Origin of the sequence: Geobacillus sp. GHH01 (assembly GCF_000336445.1) — a bacterium.
In the GTDB taxonomy this organism is placed as follows: domain Bacteria; phylum Bacillota; class Bacilli; order Bacillales; family Anoxybacillaceae; genus Geobacillus; species Geobacillus zalihae.
On the sequence record NC_020210.1, the window covers coordinates 478,049 to 502,500 of the forward strand.

Annotated in this window: 28 protein-coding genes (1 of these 28 cut by a window edge); 18 read left to right on the plus strand and 10 right to left on the minus strand. The window is 52.5% G+C overall.

The window, feature by feature from the left end; genetic code table 11:
• Positions 1–28 precede the first annotated feature (28 nt).
• Together recX and GHH_RS02395 are read left to right on the plus strand one after the other, a co-directional pair.
• Positions 29–838 (plus strand): recombination regulator RecX, encoded by an 810-nt coding sequence (gene recX, locus GHH_RS02390; protein WP_015373966.1) that lies wholly within the window; start codon positions 29–31, stop codon positions 836–838.
• Positions 839–1,007: 169 nt separating this feature from the next.
• A complete protein-coding gene (locus tag GHH_RS02395) occupies positions 1,008–1,349 on the plus strand; it encodes a YfhH family protein (protein WP_011229957.1) in 342 nt (113 codons plus the stop codon).
• A gap of 75 nt (positions 1,350–1,424) precedes the next feature.
• Here GHH_RS02395 and GHH_RS17835 read toward each other — a convergent pair whose 3' ends face one another.
• The 5 genes from GHH_RS17835 to fdhF all read right to left on the minus strand — a co-directional run bounded on the left by GHH_RS17835 (position 1,425) and on the right by fdhF (position 6,863).
• Positions 1,425–1,586: a YpzG family protein gene (locus GHH_RS17835; RefSeq protein WP_011229958.1), complete on the minus strand. Its 162-nt coding sequence runs from the start codon at positions 1,584–1,586 to the stop codon at positions 1,425–1,427.
• A gap of 67 nt (positions 1,587–1,653) precedes the next feature.
• The gene (locus GHH_RS02400; protein ID WP_011229959.1) at positions 1,654–1,815 is read right to left on the minus strand and encodes a small, acid-soluble spore protein K; all 162 of its coding nucleotides are present in this window, start codon (positions 1,813–1,815) and stop codon (positions 1,654–1,656) included.
• Positions 1,816–1,922: 107 nt separating this feature from the next.
• Positions 1,923–2,906 (minus strand): metal-dependent hydrolase, encoded by a 984-nt coding sequence (locus tag GHH_RS02405; protein ID WP_015373967.1) that lies wholly within the window; start codon positions 2,904–2,906, stop codon positions 1,923–1,925.
• 512 nt (positions 2,907–3,418) lie between these two features.
• Positions 3,419–3,907, minus strand: coding sequence for a DUF1641 domain-containing protein (locus GHH_RS02410; RefSeq protein ID WP_015373968.1), 489 nt, complete (start codon positions 3,905–3,907; stop codon positions 3,419–3,421).
• A complete protein-coding gene (gene fdhF, locus GHH_RS02415) occupies positions 3,900–6,863 on the minus strand; it encodes a formate dehydrogenase subunit alpha (protein WP_015373969.1) in 2,964 nt (987 codons plus the stop codon). Before fdhF ends, GHH_RS02410 begins: the two co-directional genes overlap by 8 nt.
• A gap of 262 nt (positions 6,864–7,125) precedes the next feature.
• Between fdhF and GHH_RS02420 the strand changes: the two genes are divergently transcribed.
• The 4 genes from GHH_RS02420 (at position 7,126) to mutY (ending at position 11,013) form a co-directional block, all read left to right on the plus strand.
• Positions 7,126–7,473 carry a DUF2294 domain-containing protein gene (locus GHH_RS02420; protein ID WP_013146316.1) on the plus strand — a complete coding sequence of 116 codons (348 nt, stop codon included), beginning with the start codon at positions 7,126–7,128 and terminating at the stop codon, positions 7,471–7,473.
• Between the two features lie 260 nt (positions 7,474–7,733).
• On the plus strand, positions 7,734–8,525 hold the full coding sequence (gene fdhD / locus GHH_RS02425) for a formate dehydrogenase accessory sulfurtransferase FdhD (RefSeq protein ID WP_013522986.1): 792 nt from the start codon (positions 7,734–7,736) through the stop codon (positions 8,523–8,525).
• 16 nt (positions 8,526–8,541) lie between these two features.
• Positions 8,542–9,807: an OFA family MFS transporter gene (locus tag GHH_RS02430; RefSeq protein WP_015373970.1), complete on the plus strand. Its 1,266-nt coding sequence runs from the start codon at positions 8,542–8,544 to the stop codon at positions 9,805–9,807.
• Between the two features lie 105 nt (positions 9,808–9,912).
• Complete coding sequence (mutY, locus tag GHH_RS02435; protein WP_015373971.1) at positions 9,913–11,013, plus strand: A/G-specific adenine glycosylase; 1,101 nt, start codon at positions 9,913–9,915, stop codon at positions 11,011–11,013.
• On the opposite strand, the gene GHH_RS02440 is transcribed toward mutY, so the two are convergent.
• The gene (locus GHH_RS02440; RefSeq protein ID WP_011229968.1) at positions 11,010–11,234 is read right to left on the minus strand and encodes a hypothetical protein; all 225 of its coding nucleotides are present in this window, start codon (positions 11,232–11,234) and stop codon (positions 11,010–11,012) included. The two genes, mutY and GHH_RS02440, sit on opposite strands and share 4 nt — an antisense overlap.
• Before the next feature lie 60 nt (positions 11,235–11,294).
• Here GHH_RS02440 and fabL point away from each other — a divergent pair, with 60 nt between their 5' ends.
• The 5 genes from fabL to nikC all read left to right on the plus strand — a co-directional run bounded on the left by fabL (position 11,295) and on the right by nikC (position 14,650).
• Positions 11,295–12,044, plus strand: a complete 750-nt coding sequence (gene fabL, locus GHH_RS02445; RefSeq protein ID WP_015373972.1) for an enoyl-[acyl-carrier-protein] reductase FabL — start codon at positions 11,295–11,297, stop codon at positions 12,042–12,044.
• 58 nt (positions 12,045–12,102) lie between these two features.
• Positions 12,103–12,294, plus strand: a complete 192-nt coding sequence (locus GHH_RS02450) for a gamma-type small acid-soluble spore protein (protein ID WP_011229970.1) — start codon at positions 12,103–12,105, stop codon at positions 12,292–12,294.
• Between the two features lie 228 nt (positions 12,295–12,522).
• Positions 12,523–12,732, plus strand: coding sequence for a YgaB family protein (locus GHH_RS02455; RefSeq protein WP_013146311.1), 210 nt, complete (start codon positions 12,523–12,525; stop codon positions 12,730–12,732).
• A 134-nt stretch (positions 12,733–12,866) separates the two neighbouring features.
• Positions 12,867–13,400, plus strand: coding sequence for a DUF402 domain-containing protein (locus GHH_RS02460; RefSeq protein WP_013146310.1), 534 nt, complete (start codon positions 12,867–12,869; stop codon positions 13,398–13,400).
• 350 nt (positions 13,401–13,750) lie between these two features.
• A complete protein-coding gene (nikC, locus tag GHH_RS02465) occupies positions 13,751–14,650 on the plus strand; it encodes a nickel transporter permease (protein ID WP_015373973.1) in 900 nt (299 codons plus the stop codon).
• Between the two features lie 13 nt (positions 14,651–14,663).
• Here the strand turns inward: nikC and GHH_RS02470 are convergent, their stop codons facing one another.
• From GHH_RS02470 to GHH_RS02480, 3 genes are all read right to left on the minus strand, one after another.
• Positions 14,664–15,743 carry an aromatic acid exporter family protein gene (locus tag GHH_RS02470; RefSeq protein ID WP_015373974.1) on the minus strand — a complete coding sequence of 360 codons (1,080 nt, stop codon included), beginning with the start codon at positions 15,741–15,743 and terminating at the stop codon, positions 14,664–14,666.
• Positions 15,744–15,860: 117 nt separating this feature from the next.
• Positions 15,861–16,910: a glutamate synthase gene (locus GHH_RS02475; RefSeq protein WP_236612582.1), complete on the minus strand. Its 1,050-nt coding sequence runs from the start codon at positions 16,908–16,910 to the stop codon at positions 15,861–15,863.
• Between the two features lie 252 nt (positions 16,911–17,162).
• Positions 17,163–18,449, minus strand: a complete 1,287-nt coding sequence (locus tag GHH_RS02480) for a glutamate-1-semialdehyde 2,1-aminomutase (RefSeq protein WP_013146305.1) — start codon at positions 18,447–18,449, stop codon at positions 17,163–17,165.
• 394 nt (positions 18,450–18,843) lie between these two features.
• Between GHH_RS02480 and GHH_RS02485 the strand changes: the two genes are divergently transcribed.
• The 7 genes from GHH_RS02485 (at position 18,844) to perR (ending at position 24,320) form a co-directional block, all read left to right on the plus strand.
• Positions 18,844–19,848: an ATP-binding cassette domain-containing protein gene (locus GHH_RS02485; RefSeq protein WP_015373976.1), complete on the plus strand. Its 1,005-nt coding sequence runs from the start codon at positions 18,844–18,846 to the stop codon at positions 19,846–19,848.
• On the plus strand, positions 19,841–20,632 hold the full coding sequence (locus GHH_RS02490) for an ABC-2 family transporter protein (protein ID WP_015373977.1): 792 nt from the start codon (positions 19,841–19,843) through the stop codon (positions 20,630–20,632). Before GHH_RS02485 ends, GHH_RS02490 begins: the two co-directional genes overlap by 8 nt.
• 3 nt (positions 20,633–20,635) lie before the next feature.
• The gene (locus GHH_RS02495; RefSeq protein WP_013146302.1) at positions 20,636–21,421 is read left to right on the plus strand and encodes an ABC transporter permease; all 786 of its coding nucleotides are present in this window, start codon (positions 20,636–20,638) and stop codon (positions 21,419–21,421) included.
• A gap of 145 nt (positions 21,422–21,566) precedes the next feature.
• Positions 21,567–22,520, plus strand: a complete 954-nt coding sequence (locus GHH_RS02500; RefSeq protein ID WP_015373978.1) for an L-lactate dehydrogenase — start codon at positions 21,567–21,569, stop codon at positions 22,518–22,520.
• A 169-nt stretch (positions 22,521–22,689) separates the two neighbouring features.
• A complete protein-coding gene (locus tag GHH_RS02505; RefSeq protein ID WP_015373979.1) occupies positions 22,690–23,094 on the plus strand; it encodes a potassium channel family protein in 405 nt (134 codons plus the stop codon).
• A gap of 66 nt (positions 23,095–23,160) precedes the next feature.
• Complete coding sequence (bcp, locus tag GHH_RS02510; protein ID WP_013146299.1) at positions 23,161–23,637, plus strand: thioredoxin-dependent thiol peroxidase; 477 nt, start codon at positions 23,161–23,163, stop codon at positions 23,635–23,637.
• Between the two features lie 224 nt (positions 23,638–23,861).
• A complete protein-coding gene (gene perR / locus GHH_RS02515) occupies positions 23,862–24,320 on the plus strand; it encodes a peroxide-responsive transcriptional repressor PerR (protein ID WP_041470400.1) in 459 nt (152 codons plus the stop codon).
• 25 nt (positions 24,321–24,345) lie between these two features.
• Here perR and GHH_RS02520 read toward each other — a convergent pair whose 3' ends face one another.
• Positions 24,346–24,452 carry the 3' end of a YgzB family protein gene (locus GHH_RS02520; RefSeq protein ID WP_011229983.1) on the minus strand. It continues 247 nt past the right edge of the window, so 107 of the gene's 354 nt are visible here — the last part of the coding sequence; the start codon falls outside the window, past its right edge — the gene reads right to left on this strand; it ends in the stop codon at positions 24,346–24,348.

A 24,452-nucleotide genomic window follows, 5' to 3' on the forward strand; every position in this document is an offset into this window, starting at 1 on the left:
ATACGATAAAAGATAAGGGGGACAAACAATGGGAACGATTGCCGACATTGTCGCAACCGAACAAAATGCTGAACGATTTTGGATTGTCGTGCACCGTGACGGCGCACCGTCGTTGAGATTGACAGTTGATCAAGATGTATTGCTTCAATTCCGCTTGAAAAAAGGGATGGAGATCAGCGACGACCTGCTTCAACATATTGTGTATGCCGATGAGGTGAAAAAGGCGTATCAACAGGCGCTTTACTTTTTGGCACACCGGATGCGTTCGGAGCATGAGGTCGCCGCACACTTGCGAAAAAAAGGCGCTCCGGATTCGGTGATTGATGAAGTGCTCAAAAAACTTCGCGCCGAGCGGTATGTCGATGACGAGGCGTTTGCGGCGGCTTATGTGCGCACGCAAAAAAAGACGGCGGCGAAAGGGCCGCTTCTCATCCGTGCCGAACTGGAACGGCTCGGTGTTTTGGGCCGCTTGATCGAGCAGAGTTTGGCGGAGTATACGTTGGATGAACAGGTGGCCATCGCCCGCTCGCTTTACGAAAAAGCGAAAAAACAGCGCCGGGCTGAATCGGCTCGCGCGTTTTTGGAACGGGTGCGGCAGCAGCTGATGCGCAAAGGGTTTCCGCATGAGGTGATTGCCGCCGTTTTGGCGGATGGCGGCGCTCATACTGAACAAGAAGAACGGGAGGCGCTCCGTGTTCAGGCGGAGAAAGCGCACCGCCGTTATGCGCACCACCCGCGGCCGCTTTATGAGCAAAAGATGCGCCAAGCCCTGTACCGAAAAGGATTCGCACTTGACTTGATCAATGAATGGCTGCGCATGCACGGTAATGACGAGTGATCTCGAATGAAAGGATTTAAAAAAATTAGGGGATATTATCAGTTTTGTCGTTGAATGTTGATCACAAAATCGTTCCAGTTCCATAAATCAAGAGATGTTCTGAGCCTTGTGCCGAGTTCCATGTGGATGAAAACGATCCATCCGGAATGCTCAAAAAGGAGGCTTGTCTATGATCAAAGGAGAACAAAAACGGTACAGCGAAATGACGAAAGAAGAACTGCAACAAGAAATCGCCATGTTGACGGAAAAGGCACGCAAGGCGGAGCAGATGGGGATGGTGAACGAATACGCCGTCTACGAGCGGAAAATCGCCATGGCGAAGGCGTATATGCTTAATCCAGCTGATTTTCATCCTGGGGAGATTTATGAAATTGAAGGGGCGCCCGGAGAGTATTTTAAAGTGCGCTATTTAAAAGGAGTGTTTGCCTGGGGATGGCGGTTGAAAGGAAACGGAGAGGAGGAGGCGTTGCCGATTTCACTGCTTCGTAAACCGAATTTGCCTCAATCATGACGGGCGGGACAAGTTCACAATCGGACGGAAAGAGAGCCTAAAAACCTAGGGAGGGTGTCTCCCTAGGTTGTTCCGCTACGACTGCTTGCGCGTCTGCCGCTCTAAAATGATGAGGTCAAGCGTTTGCTGCGTTTCGCCGTTCACTTGCGAGTGGGCGTGTTTTGGATTGGCCCACGGCTGCTGAAACGGGTTCGAATAAAAGTTGTCATAAAATTTTTTGTGCCGATGGTGACCCATGATTGTTCACCTCGCTGCGGAATGTGCCGGGGGAGTGCGGCGAACGATGCCGTGCTCCCCCTTCATGTTAAAAGAAATCGCTTCGTTCGCCGGAGGCGCGCATCCGTTCTTGCGGGTGGGTGTTGGTCGTGCCGTCGGCCCGCTTCGAGGCGTACTCGGCCTTGGCGCGCGGTTCGCCTTCGAGCTTGTTGTTGTTTTGGTTCGGGAAGTTGTGCGCTTTGTTCCGCACGGCACATTCCCTCCTTAACGGCGTGCTCGTGTTGGATGGCCAACACGTATTTTTATTATGGGACACCCTGTAGCGCTTATGTGTGGCAATGATTGGGGCGGAGCCCATCAGCCGTTTGGAGCAAGTTCGAGCTTTTTGCGCAGTTTGCCTTCGCTGAAAATCCAGCCGGTGTATGAGCTGACAATATTGAGATCGCGGTCGAGCTGGACGACAGCGACAAACGGGTAATACCCTTTGCTTCGATAGCGTAAATCAGTAAAGCGCACTTCATAGTAATCATCGTATTCGTTCATTTCCCAACGGTAAACCGGGGAAAAAGATAAGAAAGCGGCGATATTTTCGTCGCGTTTGGCGGCGTTCATCACCGGATGGTCGGGAAGCGCACGCTTTTGGAAGCGGTCAAGGATGATGAGCTCGCCGCGTTTGACGCGGGCGACGTAAAATTCGTCGCAGGTTGAAATGGCTAAATGCCATTCGCGCGGCCGCCATGTCGGTACGGTGATGATCTCGGTCACCCCGGCGATCGAGGCGTGCACGAGCCGTTTGATGTTGGCCTGCTGGCGGAAGCGAAGCCCATAATACGCAGCGATAAGCACGTAGACGACAAGAAACGTATAACCGGGATGGGCGCCGAGAAACAAGCCACCGACGCCAACCAAATGAAGCCCAAAAATGACCGGATCAAACGTATGAATCACGCCAAGGGCGATCCATTTTTTTGTAAACGGGCGCAACGCCTGGGTTCCGTAAGAGTTAAAAATGTCAACAAATACGTGCAAGGCGACGGCAACAAACGTCCAAAGCCAAACGCGAAGCCAATCCGTTTTCGGATAGATGGCGGCCATCACGCTGACGATGAGCAGCGGCCAAAGAACGACGGCGGGAATCGAATGGGTGATGCCGCGATGGTTGCGAATATATTGGGCGTTGTTGCGCAATTTGAAAATCGTGTCGATATCCGGCGCTTGCGAGCCAGCGAGCGCGCCGATCAACACAGCGTGGGATAAGAGCGGATCGTGGGCGATCGCAGGGTCAAGTGAAGCAAGACTGCCGAGCGCCACCCCCATCAAAACATGTGTGCCTGTATCCAACGTGAAGGCGCCTCCTTCTTGCAGCATCGTTGCATGTTCGGATGGAAACTGTCTGTTGTCTCTCGGCCGGAGCACATCTTTCTTTTTCATGCAACTATTAGTATGCCCCACCTTGTGTTCAGCCAATAACCGTTTGAGGCATTGGCCGAAAGGAGGCGAGAGACAAACAAGGTTATGGCTAGTGTATCATAGGGCGACAATCGTTGGCGAGAGGCGGAACGACCAATTTCACAAAGATTCAAAAAAGGAAACGATTGATAGACAGTGGAGTGAGAAAAAGAAACAGGAAGCAAGCCGTTCGTCAGACGAAAAGGGAAGCGCTTCAACCAAAAACGAAAAGCGCCCCGCATGAGGCGGGACGTTTTGTTGATCATCTCGAACCGAGAAGCTCCCCACTTCAACGTCTATATAGGTGTAAGTGGGGAGCATTCCATTTTGATGGAAGATCGGTTCACCATCCGTTCTTTTGGCGGCTCATTGGTCAACTGTCCTTTTCTCTGCCAGCCGATCGATTAGCCGTCATTTCTGAACCGTTTGCCGATCGCTTTGAGAGCGGACAGGAAAAAGCGGATCGCGCGGTTGATGTCCGGGTCATTGAGCGCTTTAAGCAAATCAAACAACCCGATTTTTTTTGTTTCGGCGGAGTTTTGTTCGTACGCCTCCAGCGCGCCGGCGGCGATGTGCTCAAGCAGTTTCGCCGTTTTCTCCGGATCAAGTGAAGCAGCAAGGGCAGCTATGGCGAACGCATGGTTGATCATCGTTGTCACCGGTTTTTGGTTGAGCTGGCCGACGACGATTTTCGCCACGTCTTCCCGTGCTTTTAACAAGGCGTTGGCCGCTTCGAGCAGGCCGCTTTCATGGAGCTGCTCGATGAACTCCAAGAGCTCGCGGACCGCCTCTTCACTGTCGCCGACAGCGGCTTTTAGCTTGGCCAGCGCTTCAGTTCGTTTTTCTTCCTCCGTCATTTGGCGCTTTTGAATGGTGGTAATCGGCTTAGCCACCGATCGTCACCCCCTTGTTTTCCTCGGTGAGCGGCACGTAGTCGCTTCGCCGCCACTTCCGCTCCACCTCGACGCCGTTTTGCGGATGCCGCTTTTTAAAGCGCGGATTTGTGCGCGGCAGCGGCGTCTTGCCGGACCGTTCAATGACTTCCATGCGCACGCGGGCTTGTTTGTAAGCCGGCGTGTTCGTGCGATGGTCGGTTTGCGGGCCGGTCAGCATGTTAATGGCGCTCTCATTGGCTGTGGAGTGCATCGGCAAGAACAGTTCATTGCCTCTGACTCGATCGGTGACGAGCACGCGCACTTTGACGCGGCCGTACGGCGAGATGAGCCGAACGAGCGCCCCATCTTCAATGCCGCGTTCTTTGGCGAGTTCAGGGGATACTTCGACAAACACTTCTGGGAATTTATGCTCGATGCCTTTGGATTTGTACGTCAAGTTTCCTTCATGGAAATGTTCGAGCAATCGGCCGTTGTTCACAAGCAAATCGTACTCTTTTGGATATTGCACCGGTTCGACCCAATCGGCTAACGCAAAGCGGGCTTTGCCGTCCGGGAAGTTGAACCGCTCTTTGTACAACAGCGGCGTATCAGCGCCGTCGTGGCTGCCCCAGCAAAGGCTGTTCCAGCCCTCGAGCCGGTCGTAATGCGCTTGTGAGTACAGTGGAGCGAGGCTGGCGATTTCATCCATGATTTCTTTCGGACCGGCGTAATTCCAATCGGCGCCAAGCCGCTTCGCGATTTCTTGAATGATCCACCAGTCTGGCTTGGAGTCGCCAAGAGGCTCCAGCGCTTGGTAAAACCGTTGGATGCGGCGCTCGGTATTCGTGAAAGTTCCTTCCTTTTCCAAACTTGGCGCTGCTGGCAAGATGACATCCGCAAATTGCGCTGTTTTTGACAAGAAAATGTCTTGAACGACAACAAAGTCAAGCTTCGCCAACGTCTCTTGCACATGGTTGGCGTTGCAGTCGACAAGCGCCATATCTTCGCCGATGATATACATCGCTTTCAGCTCGCCGCGCTCGGCCGCTTCGAGCATTTGGATGTTGTCAAGGCCTGGTTTCGCATCGATGCGGACGCCGTACGCTTTTTCAAACTTCGCTCGCGCCTCATCATCGGTGACATGTTGGTAGCCAGGCAGCCAGGCAGGAAGCGAACCCATGTCGCAGGCGCCTTGGACGTTGTTATGGCCGCGCAATGGGAACGCGCCCGCCCCCGGACGGCCGTAGTTGCCGGTTGCCAAAAGCAAGTTGGAAATCGCCGCCGATGTATCGCTGCCGCCCGTGTTTTGCGTGACCCCCATGCCCCAGAGGACGCACGTGCCGTCCGCCTCATGGATCATTTCGGCGATGCGGATGAGGTCGGCTTTGGCGACGCCGGTGACTTGTTCGGCATAATCAAGCGTATATTTTTCCAGCAATTGTTTAAACTCTTCAAAGAAATGGACGCGCTCGCGAATGAATGCCTCATCGTGCCAGCCTTGGTCGATGATGTATTTTGTCACGGCCATCAGCCATACTTGGTCGGTGCCTTGTTTCGGGCGGATGAACAGGTCAGCCCGCTCGGCCATTTCATTTCGGCGCAAGTCCGCAACAATGAGTTTTTGGCCAAACAGTTTATGCGCCCGTTTGACGCGGGTGGCGATGACCGGATGCCCTTCCGCTGGGTTGGCGCCGATGATGATGACAAGGCCGGCTGAAGCGATGTCATGAATCGTGCCGGAATCGCCGCCCATGCCGACCGTGCGGAACAGGCCGTCCGTCGCCGGCGACTGGCAGTAGCGTGAACAGTTGTCGACGTTGTTCGTTTCAAATACTTGGCGTGCCAGTTTTTGCATTAAATAGTTTTCTTCGTTGGAAATTTTTGACGATGAAATAAACCCGATGGCGTTGCCGCCGTATTGCCGCTTGATCGCGCCCAATTTTTCGGCAACGAGGTCGAGTGCTTCGTCCCATGTCGACTCGATGAATACGTCGCCTTTGCGAATGAGCGGTTTCGTCAGGCGCTCTTCGCTGTTGACGAAATCCCAGCCGAATTTCCCTTTGACGCATGTCGAAATGGCGTTGACCGGCGCTTCAGAAACCGGCTGGATTTTTAAAATTTTCCGCCCTTTCGTCCACACTTCAAACGAACAGCCGACACCGCAGAACGTGCAAACCGTTTTCGTCTTTTTGATCCGTTGTTCGCGCATGGCGGCTTCAATTTCGGAAACGGCGAAAATGGCGGTGTAATTCGGCTCCACTTCTTTGACGAAATCGATCATCGGATTGAGCACGTCTTTGTCCAGCCCCGTCATAAATCCGGCTTCGCCGAGCATCGATTTTTCCATTAACGCGTTGCACGGACAGACGGTGACGCAATGCCCGCAGCTGACGCACGACGATTCGTTGATCGGCACCCCACCGTCCCAAACGACGCGCGGCCGTTCCGCTTCCCAATCGATCGAAAGCGTTTCGTTCACTTGCAAGTTTTGGCAGGCCTCGACGCATTGCCCGCAGGCGATGCATTGATTCGGGTCGTAGCGGTAGAACGGATGCGACATGTCCACCTCGGACGGGTCGACTTTCGGCCGGTACGGATATGTTTGATGTTCAATTTGCATCATTTCCGCCGTGTTGTGCAGCTTGCAGTTGCCGTTGTTGTTGTCGCACACCGTACAGTACAAGAGATGATTTTCCAACAGGCGGTCCATCGCTTCTTTTTGCGCTGCCTTTGCCCGCGGCGAGCCGAGTTCGACGACCATGCCGTCCTCAACCGGTGTCGCACAGGCACGAAGCAGCGTTCCATTGACTTCAGCGATGCACGTGTCGCATGTCTGAATGGCGCCAAGCTCCGGCGTATAACAAACTTGCGGATGCGGAAGACCGTGTTCATTGACGACTTCTAAAATGGTCATCCCTGGCTTGGCGTGGTAGGTACGCCCGTTGATGGTTACCGTCACCATTTGCGCTCCCATCATCGCTCCCCCTTTGTTAAAATAAAAAACTCCACCAGCGACGAGACGAATGCTTCATCGTGGGTGGAGTAGTTCTTTAGCATAACGATACTAAACAACCAATCCAAACTTTTTATATTTAGTAGAAAAATAACAAGGCCGCTTCTTGCCTTATTATTTTTCCACTATGTATACATTTGCTATAGTTTATTATAGTACGGCGAAAGGAAGAACACAACGGATGGGCCGGAAGTTTTTCTGCTGACCGCAAGGAGGGATGAGAATGTCCAAAAAAGAAGCCGCTTTCAACGATATTGTGCGCAAAGTGCGCAAACAGCTGTTTGGGAAAGGGCCAGAGCGGATCAAAACGTATTTTGTTGACAATTTGGCGATCACCATTTTGCACGGCAATTTGACGCCGACGGAAAAATTTATCGCCCGCACGCCGGAAGGGCGGGACATGGTGCATGCAGCGAGAACGAAAATGATCCAAGATGTGTACGCCCAGCATGTGCCGGACGGCATGGAAGAGCTTGTCGGTTCGAAGCTTCTTTATTTGTTCAGTGATATTAAAGTGGAAGAGGATATGGCTGTTTCCGTTTTTGTATTTGAAAAACCGATTGAATTGTGACGATTTTGTGAACAGAAACAATTGTTTTTCGTTACTGTTCGTGGTATGCTTATGAATAGTTAGCACGATGAAAATAGTAGAAGCCTTGCCGGCTAAACGGTTTTGCCGCTTGGCAGGCAGGTTTCGGAAACGGATGTGCGTTGGTTTCGCTGCAGAAGTGCTGGGCGCAAACTACCGCCGCTTTTCGCTGACAGGGGCGAGTTTGTCCTCTTGTCCGGAAGGCGGCGGTTTTATTTTGCATGGAAAGGGGGAATGGCAAGGTGAGCGGGTTTGCGGCGAAACGGCGACCGATTGCGAAATACCGGAACGGGCGCTTTGTTGAGGAAGAGGACGAGATCGCGCTCGAGTTTCCGTTGACCATAACGGTCAATGGCGAGGAGTTTGCGACGATCGTTTGCACGCCGGCGCATCTAGATGAATTGGTAATCGGATTTTTGGCCTCGGAAGGAGTCATTCGGACGTACAGCGACATCAAAGGAATGAGCATTGATGGGGAGCGGGGCTTTGCTTATGTTGAGCTCGCCGCGGGCGGACTGCCGGCCAAACAGTTTTATGCCAAGCGGTTCATCGGCTCGTGTTGCGGAAAAAGTCGGCAGTTTTATTTTTACAATGATGTGAAGACGGCGAAAACGATCGTCGGCGGCATCGCCGTGAAGGCGGATGACTGCATTCGCCTCATGAAAGCGCTGCACGAGCAGTCGACGGACTTTGCGGCAACCGGCGGTCTTCACAACGCCGCGCTCGCCACACCGGACGGGATCGTCGCCATCCGCTCTGACATTGGGCGTCACAACGCGCTTGATAAGCTGTATGGCTATTGCCTGCGTCATCAAGTTGCGGTGAAAGACAAGCTTATTGTATTCAGCGGCCGCGTTTCGTCGGAAGTGCTGTTAAAGGCGGCGAAAATGGGAGTGAGTGTCCTGCTCTCAAAATCGGCCCCGACGACGCTAGCCTTAGATTTGGCGGATGAACTCGGCATAACCGTCGTTGGCTTTTTGCGCGGACAGGTGTTTAACGTGTATACGCATGAGAGTCGGATCATAATCGGGTAAAAGGGGAGGAGAGGCTGTGAAAAACCGTTGGCTCATTGCGTTATCGGCTGTCGGCATTCATATTTCGATTGGGTCTGTTTATGCGTGGAGCAATTTTACCAATCCATTAAAACAATTGTTTGGATGGTCCGATCAGGAAGTAGCGCTCACGTTCAGCATTGCGATCTTGTTTTTAGGATTGTCGGCTGCGTTCCTTGGCCATTTTGTGGAAAAGCACGGACCGCGGAAATCCGGGCTATTGGCCGCCATCTTCTTTGGCCTCGGGGTGACGGGGTCCGGTTTGGCCGTGGCGCTTGGTTCGAAATACTTGCTGTATTTGTTTTACGGGGTGTTGGGAGGAATTGGGCTCGGCGTCGGGTATATTGCGCCAGTGTCAACGCTTGTCAAATGGTTTCCAGACCGGCGCGGGTTGGCTACAGGGCTGGCGATTATGGGGTTTGGGTTTGCCGCAGCGATCGCGAGTCCGGTGATGAACAGTTTGATTGCCTCCGTCGGCGTCCAAAATACGTTTTTCATTTTAGGCATTACGTATTTTGTCATTATGACGTTATCTTCTCTTTATTTAGAAAAGCCGCCAGAAGGATGGCTGCCGGAAGGATTTCAGGAAAAAGTGAAGGCTGGAAAAGCCAAACCTTCGCTTGATTTGGCGCAATTGACGGCCAATGAGGCGGTCAAAACAAGACGGTTTTGGTATTTATGGTTCATGTTGTTTATTAACGTGACGTGCGGCATTGCCGTTTTAGCGGTGGCCAAACCGCTGGCGGTGGAAAGCATCGGCATCAGCCAAACGGCCGCGGCGGCATTAGTTGGCGCCATTGGGGTGTTTAACGGGTTAGGGCGCATCGGTTGGGCATCGGCTTCTGATTATATTGGGCGGCCGAATACGTATACGACGTTTTTCGTTTTGCAAATCTTGATTTTCTTCCTGTTGCCGAACGTGTCCATCAAATGGCTGTTTGTGGTTATGCTGACGATTGTGTATACGTGCTACGGCGGCGGATTCGCCTGTATCCCGGCGTATATCGGCGATTTGTTCGGCACGAAGCAGCTTGGCGCCATCCATGGTTATATTTTGACCGCTTGGGCTGCAGCGGGCCTTGTCGGACCGATGTTTGCCGCGTATATTAAAGACACGACCGGTTCTTATGAAGGAAGTTTGGCCTTTTTTGGCGGATTGTTTGTCATCGCTTTCATCATCTCGTTGCTCGTGCGCATTGATATTCGCCGATTGCGTGCTCGACATGAATCGATCGCCTATGTTTCTGCGGCTAAGGAAAGTTGAGAACGATTTCCTTCCGTTTCCCCTCGGCGTGCGGCAAGCCACGCCGGGGGTTTTTTGATATAATAAAATGGATATGGATAATAGGCATCATGGGGGAAACGTTGAATGACAAGAGAAACAGAGCGATTTCCAGCGCGCGAGTTTCAGCGCGATTTGCTTGACTGGTTCGCCCGCGAGCGCCGCGACTTGCCGTGGCGGAAAGACCGCGACCCATACAAAGTATGGGTGTCGGAAGTGATGCTGCAGCAAACGCGCGTCGAGACGGTCATTCCGTATTTTGAACAGTTTATCGATCGGTTTCCGACGCTGGAGGCGCTTGCTGACGCTGATGAGGACGAGGTGCTGAAGGCGTGGGAAGGGCTCGGCTATTACTCGCGCGTGCGCCATTTGCACGCGGCGGTGAAAGAAGTGAAAACGCGCTATGGAGGCAAAGTGCCGGACGATCCAGATGAATTTTCTAGGCTGAAAGGAGTCGGACCGTATACGGTCGGGGCGGTGTTGAGCCTCGCTTATGGCGTCCCGGAGCCGGCTGTTGACGGCAACGTAATGCGTGTCTTGTCGCGTCTGTTTCTCGTGACAGACGATATTGCCAAACCGTCGACGAGAAAACGATTTGAACAAATCGTCCGCGAAATTATGGCGTACGAAAACCCGGGAGCGTTTAACGAGGCGCTGATTGAGCTTGGCGCTCTTGTTTGCACACCGCGCCGCCCGTCGTGCCTTCTTTGTCCCGTGCAAGCCTACTGCCAAGCGTTCGCCGAAGGGGTGGCGGAAGAGCTGCCGGTGAAAATGAAAAAAACAGCGGTCAAACAAGTGCCGCTTGCGGTAGCGGTGCTGGCCGATGATGAAGGCCGCGTTCTCATTCGCAAGCGCGACAGCACCGGTTTGCTTGCGAACTTATGGGAGTTCCCCAGCTGCGAAACGGACGGCGCAGATGGAAAAGAGAAGCTCGAGCAAATGGTTGGGGAGCAATACGGTTTGCAAGTGGAGCTTACAGAACCGATCGTTTCGTTTGAGCATGCGTTTTCCCATTTAGTCTGGCAGTTGACCGTGTTTCCCGGCCGTTTGGTTCATGGCGGACCGGTCGAGGAGCCTTACCGGCTTGCGCCGGAAGACGAGTTGAAGGCGTACGCCTTTCCGGTGTCCCATCAACGTGTTTGGCGCGAATATAAAGAATGGGCGGGCGGAGTACGCCGCCCCGATTAATCAGGCACCGGCATCGTGCCGTGTGTATACGTTGCTTCACGGCGCCCAAGGCCGCCGCGCGCTTCGATTTCCTCGATGATTTCGCGGTGAATCGTCTGCCCTTCAACGTTTAAATATGGAGCGATTTGTTGGAACGAATGATGAAAATAAGCGAGTTCGTCATCGGTCCATTCCGTTTTCGGAATCATCGACAGCTCCGTCATATCGCGGCCGACGTACATAGGCAGCCCCTCCCTCATCTATGGAATTCGGCTATATTATATGTATAAGGAGTGAAAAACATGAGCGGAAAAGTAGCAGTGGTCACCGGCAGCAGCCGCGGCATTGGCAAAGCGATCGCTTTGCGGCTGGCCAAGGAAGGATATGATATTGTCGTCAATTACGCCCGCAACAAAACAGCCGCCGAAGAAACGGCGCACGAAATTGAAGGGCTCGGGAGAAAAGCGCTCGTCGTCAAGGCGAACGTCGGCGACGTTGAGAAAATTCACGCCATGTTTGCCCAAATCGATGAGGTGTTCGGGCGGGTCGACGTGCTCGTGAACAACGCCGCATCCGGCGTCTTGCGCCCGGCGATGGAATTGGAAGAAACGCATTGGAACTGGACGATGAATATCAACAGCAAAGCGCTTTTGTTTTGCGCCCAGGAAGCGGCCAAAAGAATGGAGCGGGTCGGCGGCGGGAAAATTGTGAGCATCAGCTCGCTCGGGTCGATCCGCTATTTGGAAAACTATACGGCGGTCGGCGTCTCGAAGGCCGCGCTTGAAGCGCTGACCCGCTACTTGGCTGTCGAGCTGGCGCCGAAAAACATCGCCGTCAACGCCGTCTCCGGCGGGGCGGTCGATACCGATGCGCTGAAGCACTTCCCGAACCGTGAAGAGCTGCTCGCCGACGCGGCTGCGAACACGCCGGCTGGCCGCCCGGTCAAACCCGATGATATCGTCAACGCGGTTTTGTTTTTGCTCTCGGATGCAGCCGAGATGATTCGCGGGCAGACGATCATTGTCGATGGTGGAAGATCTTTACTTTTGTGATGTCAGCGGATAGAACGATCACCCCCGGGGTATAGTAAAGCACGTGGAGGTGAGAACAATGGCCAAACAACCGAACAAAACAGCAGCTGGCACAAACATTCAAGAAGTAAGACAACAAAATGCCCAATCGGCTCAAGCCGCTCAAGCTGGCCAATTTGCGACGGAATTTGCGGCTGAGACGAATGTGCAACACGTAAAACAACAAAATGCGCAAGCGGAAGCCCGCAAAGCGCAAAATGTCAATCAATAACCAACGATCATCCACGGCTGACGCCTGGCGGTTGTGACGACGGCGTATGTTGCTGCAAGAGCGCAGGCGATAGGCCGAAGATGGAAGGCAAAAGCAGGGGCGGCGCGCCTCTGCTTTTTTTTGTCGACAAAAGCTGTCATCTCTTTACAAGATTAGTGAAAGGGATTTGTGGGTGCGGACGCGAAATGATGAAAGGAAATCACACGGCAAAGGGGAAGGGAGAACGGAATGGCGATGGAGCACGCATGGACGAATGTAGGCGACGAGGCGCTGTTTTTGCAACAGGAGATGGAGCGTTGCGAGGAGATCACCCGCCAGTTGGATGAACTTGAACGTGAAGCGCCGACCGCCGCCTTGCGCGAGGAAGTGCGGCAAATGAAACGGGAGGTGGAAGCCATCCGTCGCGCATTTTTAGGGCAGATGGCATCCGGTGTCTGACGGACAGGATGCGTCCTTGAGCCAACGCGCCAGTTGCCTTTTCCTCAGTAAGGCGGCCTGCTTTTCTTTCCTTTTGCAAAAGGAACAGGGTATAATATAACGAAGAAGCTCCCATCGGAAAGTAGGGAAGAATGATGCCAGCTTACCCTCGGGAAGGGAAAATCATTCAAATCCATAGCTACAAACATAATGGGACGATTCACCGGATTTGGCAGGAAACGGTCGTATTAAAAGGGACGCCATCGTATGTGATCGGCGGCAATAACAAAACACTCGTCATGGAAGCGGACGGCCGGACGTGGGTGACGCGCGAACCGGCGATTTGTTTTTTTCATGCTAAGCATTGGTTTAACATTATCGCCATGATTCGTGAGGACGGGGTGTACTACTATTGCAATTTAAGCTCGCCGTTCGTTTGGGATGAAGAAGCGCTGAAGTACATCGATTATGATTTGGATATTAAAGTGTTTCCCGATATGACGTACATGCTGCTGGATGAAGATGAGTATGAGCGGCATCGCCGCGAAATGCACTATCCCGATGTGATCGACCGCATTTTAAAAAACAACGTTCAAAAACTGATCGGTTGGATTAAGGAGCGGAAAGGGCCGTTTGCGCCCGAGTTTATCGACAAATGGTACGGAGTGTTTCAGGCGTACCAAACGTAAATAGCGGCATGAAAAAAGCCTGTTCGGCATCGCTGGCAGGTTTTTTCTGCTTTTTTGTCGAAAGCGGCACGCATGAAGAGCTGATGGTGAGGCGGGGGATTGTTGGGCACACCCGCCCTACGGCAGGTTGTCAGTCAAGCCATCCTCGTGCGTCCCACGGTTGGGCTGCCTTGCTAACGCTTATGTTTAAAAGCAGGGGTCTCGATTAGAGATGAGAAATAGCGACATGAAAAATCCTGTTCGCAAGTCGGCAGTTTTTCTGCTTTTTCCCGCATGCATGAGGAATGGTGACGGTCAAGCAGGAGTGATCAGTTGATTTGGAGGCAAAAATGGAAGGAGGGAGGGCGCCTATGGCTGAACTAGCACGCACGCCGGCAACACCGCCAGCGGCAATGGGGGAGACGGAATCCGTTTCTTTATGGAAAGAAGCATGGCGGCGATTTCGAAAAAATAAAATCGCCTTGGTCGGCGCTGGGATCGTTTTATTTTTCATCATTGTCGCCCTCTTGGCGCCGTGGCTGGCGCCGTATGATTACAAGGAACAGCAATTGGCCGAGCGGCTGCAGCCGCCTTCTGGGGAGCATTGGTTCGGCACCGATGATTTCGGCCGCGACATTTTTTCCCGCGTGATATATGGAGCCCGCATTTCCCTGTGGGTCGGATTTTTTTCCGTGCTCGGCTCGGTCGTGGTTGGTTCGCTGCTTGGCATTATCGCCGGCTACTATGGGCGCTGGATTGATGGGGTGATTTCGCGTTTGTTTGACATTATGCTGGCGTTTCCGAGCATTTTATTGGCGATCGGCATCGTTGCTGTGCTCGGGCCTTCTTTGCAAAACGCCCTCATCGCCATTGCGGTCATTAATGTACCGAACTTTGGGCGGCTCATCCGTTCTCGCGTGCTAAGCATTAAGCAAGAAGAATACATTATGGCAGCGAAAGCGATCGGCATGAGCGACTGGCGCATTTTATTCCATCATATTTTGCCCAACAGCCTCGCGCCGATCATCGTTCAAGGGACACTGGCGATCGCCACGGCCATTATCGAAGCGGCCGCACTTGGCTTTTTAGGCTTGGGGGCGCAGCCGCCCAATCCGGAGTGGGGGAAAATGCTATCGGACGCCAAAGATTTCTTGACTCAGGCGCCGTGGACGATGATTTTCCCTGGATTGGCGATCATGCTGACGGTGCTTGGCTTTAACTTAATGGGCGACGGGCTGCGCGATGCGCTTGACCCACGGATGAAAAATTGAAGCAGGCGGTCCGCTACGAGCGGCCGCCTGCTGACTTTTCCAGCTCTTTTTCCAGCGTGTCATCGTAATGGTAATGATGGTAACTGTCAATCAGTTTATCTAAATGTTCAAGGCGATCCCCATAATCCATGATCGCTCCGATTAAAGAAAACAACCGATAATCGCCCGGCGGCTGGCCGTCCGCATAAAAGGCGGAAGTGAGCCGCTCGCGCTGATGATGAATTTCCTCGGCCCGTCTGCTGTGAGGGAGCGGCTTTGCCTTATGGATAAATTTCAGCAACAGTTGTTCATGGTAGTCAAGCAAGCAGCCAAGGTGCAGGCAGACGGCTTGACGAAGCTCGGCGGGCAAGCGGCTGAACTCGTTTTCGAGCCGGTGCAGCCATTTTAAGACAGATAAAGCCCGATCGGCCGCTGCTATCATTTGCCGGTACAACACGAGTTTGCGAGATTTTTGGAAGCGTTGGCGTCGAAAATATGTGCGTTCTTCTTTGTACATAAAATATAGATGCTCGAGTTTGGTCATTTCTTCGTGTCGTGCTTCAATTTCTTCCTTCAAATGGTGATGGTCGGCTGCCTGCTGTTTATGCAGGCGGATCCATTTTAAAATGGCCTCTGTTTCTTCGCTGATTTTTTCATATACCTTTTTTTCGTATTTTGGCGGCAAGAAAATCAAGTTGACGACAAAGGCAGCGAAAATACCGAGCATCATCGTGAAAAAGCGAATGGCCGCAAATTCAATGAACTGGCGGTCTGTATATTCCATAATGGCAATGACGGTGACAAGTGCTACGGAAATCGTCGATGATTCAAGGCGCATTTTTAGGCAAAGGGCGATGACGAGCATCAGCGTCAAACCGACGATCAACGGATCGCGTCCAAGGATAAGGACAGCGGCAATGGCGAACAAGGCGCCGATCACATTCGCTTGCACTTGCTCGATCAGCGATAAATAGGAGCGGTAAATGGTCGGCTGCATGGCGAACACAGCGGAAATGCCGGCGAATGACGGCGATGGAAACTGAAAGAGCGTTGCTAAGAACAAGGCGAGCGCCACCGCGATCCCCGTTTTGAAAATGCGGGCACCGAGTTTCATCTATGATCAAAACTCTCCTTTTTGTTTTGGTGAACCATTCAGTACTATACACAGTTTCATCCTATGTGCGCAAGGAAAAAATATAACGCCCCGCCGAAATCGACAGGGCGTGAAGGATCAAAAGGCGATCGGAGCATGTGCATCGCGCCGATTGGAGAGGCGGATTGCCATCTCTTGGAGGAAATGGTCGCCATTCAGCCATTGGGTTCGCCCCGTTGTGGAACGGATGAGCGCCAGCGGCTGGCCGGGAGCGAGCGGTTCAGCATGGCCGCCCTGCGGACGAGAGGCGATGAATACACGGGAGGAATCATCCGTTTTCCAAAGCGCTCCGGCTGTTCCGGCGACCCATACGGCTTCTTGTTCGAAGCTGGCGGCCAAACATGCCGGCAGCTGTCCGATAGACGGCAAGCTGTGTCGTTTGGCCGCGTCGGGCCAAAAGGCAGCTCCGGCTGCCTCGAGCAGGCTGTAACCGTGGTCGTAAATGAGCGTTTCCACAGCGCCAACAGACATTTCCCCGCAATGGACAAGCATGCCGGCTGAACCGAGCCGCTGATGGCAAAAGAAAGACTCCGCCCCATTGGCATAGGCGAACGAAGCGGCTGAGGCGAAAAACGGATGGGATACATCCGGTTCGCGCAACAAATCAGCCAGTGTATATGCTTGATAGATCACATGAGTGTGGCCGAGCGAAGCAACGCGGACGTGCGGCTCGCGTTCCATAGCGGCCGTCAGTCGAAACAAGCGGTCTGATAACGAAAATACATCGCCTGGCAGCATGGCGATTTGCCAAAACAAGGCGCTTTCATCTGCGGATGGCCGGATGGTTTCGAACAGAAGAATGAAGCCAAACTGTTTGCACAATTGACGAAGGTGCGCCCGAACCCGCTCAGCGTCAGCGGAAGGCGCAATGTGTATATGACCGACGGTGAAATAGCTGTTTGTTGCAATTTCCGGATTTTGCCCAGTATTCGCGAGTTTTTCCATCCATAGTTTGCGCGGGATGTCCAGCTGAATCGCAGCGTTTCCTTTTGCGCTCCATTGGGCAAGCGCCTGAAGGACAGCTTGGACATGTTCGTTGGTCGGGATGTTCCGCTTTTCCACGGCCGCCAACAACAGGGCGCCGCGCTGGTTCGCTTCGTTTGCCAAACGATATGTACGTTGCTCCATGTATACTTAGGCGCGGTCGGGAGGGCGTTCTCCCCTCGGCGCCGGTCACCTCCTCCACTGCTTGCTGGATGAAAAATGCGAGTCTTAATTTTCAGAATTTGGTGCTTATCATACCATGCAGGCAGATGGAAATCAATGACCCTTTCCCGTTCTCCTGCGTTGTTCACAAAATTGTCAACAAATGCAGTGAAAACAAAACAGCGCCTGCCTGACGCGGGCGCTGTTCAGCGAGGGTGATAGAGGCGCAAGCGCTTATAGCTGCCGAAACGCCTTGCCGACCGCGTCGATCGTGTAGGCGATGTCGTCTTCCGTATGGGCGAGGGTGATAAACCATGCTTCGTATTTCGACGGCGCGAGATTGATCCCTTGTTTGAGCATGAGCTTGAAAAATTTCGCAAACAACTCGCCGTCGCTGCGCTGGGCTTGCTTGTAGTTTTCCACTTTTTCGTCAGTGAAGAAGACGGTGAGCGCGCCTTTTAAGCGGTTGACGGTCACCGGCAGGCCGCATTGGCGGGCATGGGCGAGGATGCCTTCTTCCAGCATTGCTCCCAATCGGTCGAGATGCTCATAGACGCCCTCTTGTTTCAACACTTCAAGGCAGGCGATGCCAGCGAGCATCGACGCCGGGTTGCCGGCCATCGTCCCGGCCTGGTACGCTGGTCCGAGCGGAGCGACTTGTTCCATAATGTCTTGGCGTCCACCGTACGCCCCGATCGGCAAGCCTCCGCCGATGATTTTCCCCATCGCCGTCAAGTCGGGCTCCACACCGAGCAAGTTTTGCGCTCCGCCGTACATAAAGCGGAAGGCGGTGATCACTTCGTCGTAAATGACGAGCGCCCCTTCCTTGTGGGCAATCTCATTGATCGCTTCTAAAAAGCCCGGTTTTGGCAGGACGATGCCGAAGTTGCCGACGATCGGCTCGACGAGGACCGCTGCGACTTGCTCGCCCCAAACGTTCATCGCTTCGCGGAACGATTCGACATCGTTGTATGGCACGGTAATGACTTCTTGGGCGATGCTCGGCGGCACGCCGGCTGAGTCCGGCGTCCCCAACGTCGATGGCCCCGAGCCGGCGGCGACGAGCACAAGGTCCGAATGGCCATGGTAGCAGCCTTCGAATTTGACGATTTTGCTTCGTCCGGTGTAGGCGCGGGCGACGCGGATCGTGGTCATCACCGCCTCTGTTCCCGAGTTGACAAACCGCACTTTCTCGAGCGACGGGATCGCCTCTTTTAACATTTTGGCAAACGTGATCTCATGCGGCGTTGGCGTGCCGTACAACACACCGGTCTCGGCGGCGCGGCGGATGGCTTCCGCGATGTGTGGATGGGCGTGCCCGGCGATGATCGGTCCGTAGGCGGCCAAGTAGTCGATGTACTTGTTTCCATCCACATCCCAAAAGTAGGCTCCTTGCGCCCGCTCCATCACGACTGGCGCACCGCCGCCGACCGCTTTGTATGAGCGGGACGGGCTGTTCACTCCACCAACAATGTGCTGGAGCGCTTCTTCATATAATTGTTCTGATTTGGTCCACTGCATTGTTTGATCCTCCTGTTTCCGCTGACTGCCTCTTTATATAGTAAACCGAGAAGACTCAAACTTCAATGCTATAGGTGTAAAGCGGGAGACGGATCGGTTTCTCCCATCATTGACGTGCCGATTCGAAAAAATCCGACAGGAAATCGTTTGTTTCCGTATGGGCGGAACTGACATCCAACTGTTGCCGACGGTCGATCGGTGAGTGGGCATTGATTTAGGACAAAAGCATTTTGCCGTTCTTTCCAAATCGGCGGCGGCGCCTAACGCAATGGCGTCAACAGACTGGAAAACAAAAAAGATGAAAATGGCGGCGATTCATGTATAATGCAACATAGGGAGAAGGGCGCAAGCTGCCTTTTTCATTTGACGCCAAGGAGAGGTCAGGAGGAGAACGATGAACGCGATTGAAGTAGAACATTTGCGCAAAGAATTTAAAGTGCACAAAAGCCGCTCCGGCCTTGTCGGAGCGTTTCGCGATTTATGGACGCGCCGTTATACGCTCGTTCGAGCGGTTGATGACATTTCGTTTGCTGTTAAGCAAGGGGAAATCGTCGGCTATATCGGCGAAAACGGCGCCGGCAAATCGACGACGATCAAAATGTTGACCGGCATTTTAACGCCAACGTCTGGGCGCATTGTCGTCAACGGGATGAATCCGCATAAAGAACGGGAAAAATTCGTGCGCACGATCGGCGTCGTGTTCGGCCAGCGTTCGCAATTATGGTGGGACATCGCTGTTCAAGAGTCGTTCCGGCTGTTGAAAAAAGTGTACTGCGTCTCGGACGAGCAATATCGCCGCCATATGGCCGAGGTGATTGACATGCTTGAGATCGGCCCGCTGCTTGATAAGCCGGTGCGCAAGCTGTCGCTTGGCCAGCGGATGCGCTGTGAGCTTGCCGCCGCGCTCATTCACAACCCGCCGCTATTGTTTTTGGATGAACCGACGATCGGCCTTGATGTGCTTGTCAAACTCAACATCCGCCAGTTTTTAAAGCAATTGAATGAACGGTATGGCACGACGATCCTGCTGACGACGCACGACATGTCAGACATTGAAGCGCTTTGCGAGCGGGTCATTATGCTCGATGAAGGGAAAATCATTTACGACGGGTCGCTTGAGCGCCTGAAAGAAAGATGGGGGCAAGGAAAACGGGTCGCCTTTACGTTCGCCGAAGCGGTGACGGCCGCTTTTTTGCAGCAGTTGACTGAAGGGTTGGATGTTGTTTGGAAAAAAGGTGAACAGCCAAACGTTTGGGTCTCGCACGTCCCATCAGGAGGCGTTCCGGAAGTTGTCAGTCGCGTCGCTGCCCGTTGTGCGTTAAACGACATCCATATTCACGAAGTGCCGACGGAGGAGATCATCCGCAATATTTATGAGGAAGGTGCGGTTCATGGGTAAGTATGTCGAAATGGTCCGCATCCGCTTTTTAATGATGCTCGCCTACCGGACAAACTATTACACTGGCATTTTGATTTACGCCATTAACATCGCAGCGTATTACTTCCTTTGGTCGGCTATTTATGGCGGCAAATCATCGATGCAAGGGATGTCGCTTGGGCAAATGACGACGTATGTCGCCATTTCCTGGCTGGCGCGGGCGTTTTATTTTAACAACCTTGACCGTGAAATCGCCATGGAAATCCGCGATGGAAAAGTAGCGATTGAACTGATCCGCCCGTACAGCTATTTAGGGATGAAAGCTGTGCAAGGGCTTGGCGAAGGGTTGTTTCGCCTTTTCTTTTTATCGCTGCCTGGGCTTTTTTTCGTATCGCTTTTTTTGCCGCTTCAGTTTCCGGGACACGCCAAAACGTGGCTCGCTTTTGGCTTGTCGCTTCTATTCAGCTTTATCATTTTTTCGGAGCTGAACTTGCTTGCGGGGGTTGTGACGTTTTTTACGTTCCGAAATGAAGGGTTGCTTAGGGCGAAACGGTTTATTATCGATCTATTTTCCGGTCTTATTTTGCCTTTGTCGTTTTACCCGGATTGGGCGCAGCAGCTCATGGCGTATATGCCATTTCAAGCCATTAGCTATATTCCAAGCATGATCATTACGGAAAGCTTCCAAGGCGCCGCTGTAAGCGATGGATTGTTCACGCAGGCGGCGTGGTGCGTGCTGTTATTGTTTCCGATCGCGCTGCTATGGCGGGTGGCGAAAAAGCGGCTTGTTGTGCAAGGGGGGTAGACATTGTTTTACGTATCTGTTTTTTTTCAATATATGGCCCAGTACATGAAGACAAAATTGCAATACCGCACTGATTTGCTCATTGAATGGTTGTCCGACTTAATGGCGCAGGCGGTGAACTTAGTGTTCTTGCTTGTCGTGTTCGGCCATACGACGCTGCTTCACGGCTGGTCGCGCGATGAGATTTTGTTTATTTACGGTTTTTTTCTTGTTCCGTATGCCGTATTTGGCGCCTTTTTTAACCTTTGGGATTTTAATGAACGATATATTGTGCAGGGGGAAATGGATCGCGTGTTGACGCGCCCGCTAAACAGCCTGTTTCAAATTGTTTTGGAGCGGATGGAGCTCGAATCGTTGCTTGGCGCTGTGCCCGGGCTGATCATTATGCTGTATGCCGGCAGCCGCTTGTCTCTTTCATTTCATTGGTATGATGTCTTCGTGTTTATTTTGTTTGTCATTGGCGGTGCATTGATTTATGCCGGCATTTTCATTTCATTGGCGACGATCAGTTTTTTTGCCGACGCCCGCACATCCATCATGCCCATGATGTACAACATCAGCAGCTATGGCCGCTACCCGATCGATATTTATCATCGCGTCATCCGCTATATTTTAACGTGGGTGCTGCCGTTTGCCTTTGTCGGCGTTTATCCAGCTGCTTATTTTCTTGATAAAAAGGAATGGTACAGTTATGCCTTTTTCACCCCAGTGGTCGGCATGGTTTGCTTCACCGTTTCGGTCATGCTTTGGAACGCCGGGGTGAGGCGATATCGCGGGACGGGGAGCTAGGCGCCCCGCCCGTTTTTGTTCATTTGCCATCAAAATGACAAACAATGGTCAAGCAATCGACACAACCTTGTCTGTATCGTTAGCATGTTATGGCGTAAAATAAAATGTGAATATATTCACAAAAAGGAAGAAGAGGTGAATAGTTATGAAAAACGGGAGAGGAAATCGGGTAGCGGTCGTCGGCACCGGGTTTGTCGGCGCCAGTTATGCGTTTGCCTTAATGAATCAAGGGATTGCCGATGAGATCGTGCTCATCGATGCAAATGAAAACAAGGCTGAGGGCGATGCGATGGACTTAAACCATGGGAAAGTATTTGCGCCGAAGCCGGCTGACATTTGGCACGGCGATTACGATGATTGCCGCGATGCCGATTTGGTTGTCATTTGCGCCGGCGCCAACCAAAAACCGGGCGAGACGCGGCTTGATCTTGTGGACAAAAACATTGCCATTTTCCGCTCGATCGTTGAGTCGGTCATGGCATCCGGATTTCAAGGACTGTTTCTCGTCGCCACCAATCCGGTCGACATTTTAACGTACGCGACGTGGAAATTCAGCGGCCTGCCGCAAGAGCGAGTAATCGGATCGGGCACGATTTTGGACACGGCGCGGTTCCGCTTTTTGTTGGGCGACTATTTCGCCGTCGCCCCGACGAACGTGCACGCCTATATGATCGGCGAACATGGCGACACTGAACTCCCGGTCTGGAGCCAGGCTGATATCGGCGGCGTGCCGATTCGCAAGCTGGTCGAGTCCAAAGGGGAAGAAGCGCAAAAAGAGCTCGAGCGCATTTTTGTCAATGTGCGCGATGCCGCCTACCAAATTATTGAGAAAAAAGGAGCGACGTACTACGGGATTGCTATGGGGCTTGCCCGCGTGACGCGCGCCATTTTGCATCATGAAAATGCCATTTTGACCGTTTCCGCTTACTTGGACGGCCCATACGGCGAACGCGATGTCTACATCGGTGTGCCTGCTGTGATCAACCGAAATGGCATCCGCGAAGTGATTGAAATTGAACTTGACGAGGAGGAGAAAAAATGGTTCCACCGTAGTGCTGCGACGTTAAAAGGTGTATTGGCGCGCTATTTTGCTCAGTAAAGCGCAACGATTGGCTTCGTCTGACGGGACGCTGGTTTGTCAAATGGGTCGGGCGATCCGGTGGAATACAGGAGTGCTGCCGATTCAAGCAGGGTTCGGAGGGTCATGCGGTATAATCGCCCGGTTGTCCGCGTATATATGAACGACGGACAAAAATGGGGGGAACGTGATGGATTACGCCTTCCTTGGCATTGTTGCCGCCGTACTGCTCGGCAGCATCACCTCGCTTTGGACAGTGCGCGTGCAAGCGACGCATCGCATGTCACTCGATAGCTTATGGGTTCTCGTCCACTGGTATTTAACGATGTTGCTCGGTTTTGCCATGATTTATATGATTTTGCAAGTAAACGGCCATGCCGTGTTTACCCCATCCCCAAATAGCGCATCGAAAGATCGTTTGTCGCTGCTTGAAGACAGCTTGTATTTAAGCGGTATGACGCTTTTGTCGGTCGGATACGGTGATGTCACTCCGATCGGCGTCGGGCGGTGGATCGCCATTGCCGAAGCGCTGCTCGGCTACATTATGCCCGCTGTCATCGTGACGCGCACCGTGTTTGACTGGGATCATCGCTGATATGAGTTGCAATTTCCCTTCGTCTTCGCTACGCTAAAAGAAAATGAAGAAGACGGGGGGAACGACATGACGATTGCCATTGGCCAGCCAGCTCCAGATTTCACCTTGCCGGCAAGCAATGGGAAAATGGTTTCGCTGTCTGATTTTCGCGGCCGGTATGTGGTGCTTTACTTTTATCCAAAAGACATGACCCCGGGGTGCACAGCCGAAGCGTGCGACTTTCGCGATCGCCATGCGCAGTTCGCCGAGTTGAACGCCGTCATTTTAGGAGTGAGCACCGACCCGATGAAGCGGCATGAGGCGTTTATCGAAAAATATGAGTTGCCATTTTTGCTTCTTTCTGATGAGCGGCATGAAGTGGCCGAGCTGTATGGGGTATGGAAGAAAAAGAAAAATTTCGGCAAGGAATATATGGGTATTGATCGCTCGACATTCATTATCGCCCCCGACGGAACGTTGGTTCAAGAATGGCGCGGGGTGAAAGTGAAGGGGCATGTCGATGAGGCGCTTGCGGAAGTCGCCCGACTAGCGTCATCTAGGTAAGCGTCCAGACAATGTACATCGTTTTGCGTATGATACATAGTAACCTCCTCAAATGAATGACATAAGAGGCGGAAACAATTTCCGCCTCCTTTTTTTGTTAAAATGGCGTCTGAGCCCATATATTAATGGCATCTATATTGACAAATGGCATGTATTCTTTGTAGACTAATTATAAATATTATAAAGTGATAATTTTTTTCACCTTTGAACAGAGAGTGAGGTGCATGACGGTGTCTGACAACGAGCAACTGAAGGAAGCGCTTGACATGCTGAAAAAGACTGGCATACGCATCACGCCGCAGCGTCATGCGATATTGGAGTATTTGATCAGCTCGATGTCCCATCCGACGGCTGATGAAATATACAAAGCGCTGGAAGGGAAATTCCCAAACATGAGTGTAGCTACCGTCTACAATAACTTGCGCGTCTTTAAGGAAATCGGGCTTGTCAAAGAGCTGACGTACGGCGATTCGTCAAGCCGGTTTGACTTCGTCACTTCCAATCATTATCACGTCATCTGTGAAGAGTGCGGCAAAATTGTCGATTTCCACTATCCAGCGCTTGATGAAGTCGAGCAGCTTGCCGCTCACGTCACCGGCTTTAAGGTCGACCATCATCGCATGGAAGTGTACGGAGTCTGCCCTGACTGTCAAAAAAGCAGGGCGCCGGCGCATTCGCATTAAAAAAGCTGATAGCACAAGGCGGCTATCAGCTTTTTCTTTTTTTGTTGTACTTTTCGTCAAACTCTTTTCCTTCCAGTTCGCGGTCTAACGTCAACGGTTCACGGCAAAACATGCATAAATCGACGCGTCCGA